At 46.1% G+C, this 460-nt stretch carries 1 protein-coding gene; it reads right to left on the reverse strand.

The window, feature by feature from the left end:
- Positions 1-460, reverse strand: a 460-nt coding sequence (locus BCT81_RS00565) for an ATP-binding cassette domain-containing protein (RefSeq protein ID WP_133152467.1), incomplete at both ends; no start/stop codon positions are given.

A 460-nucleotide genomic window follows, 5' to 3' on the forward strand; every position in this document is an offset into this window, starting at 1 on the left:
GCATACCGCCAGAGAATTGGTGAGGATACTGTTTTAAGCGGTTTTCTGGCTGTGGGATACCAACTTGATTCATCAAGTCGAGGGAGCGTTCATAGGCTTCTTGATCAGAAACCTTCATGTTGGCGTGAATCGTTTCTTTTAACTGCTGTTCTACGGTGAATAGAGGGTTAAGAGACGTCATTGGATCTTGGAAGATAAAACCAATCTTTGAGCCGCGAACAGAACGCATCTGTTCAGGAGATAAGCCAGAGACTTTTTCGCCATCCAGAAATACCTCGCCGCTAGCAATGCGACCAGGAGGGCTCAACAGATCGATAACCGCGTTACCTACCGTTGACTTACCAGCACCAGATTCGCCTACAACACCAACAATCTCACCACGTTCAATATTGAACGAAAGCGATTTAACTGCGGCGTGAACTCCATGACGAGATGGGTATTCGATACGAAGATTTTTTAC

Source organism: Vibrio sp. 10N.261.52.A1 (assembly GCF_002876325.1).
In the GTDB taxonomy this organism is placed as follows: Bacteria; Pseudomonadota; Gammaproteobacteria; order Enterobacterales; family Vibrionaceae; genus Vibrio; species Vibrio chagasii.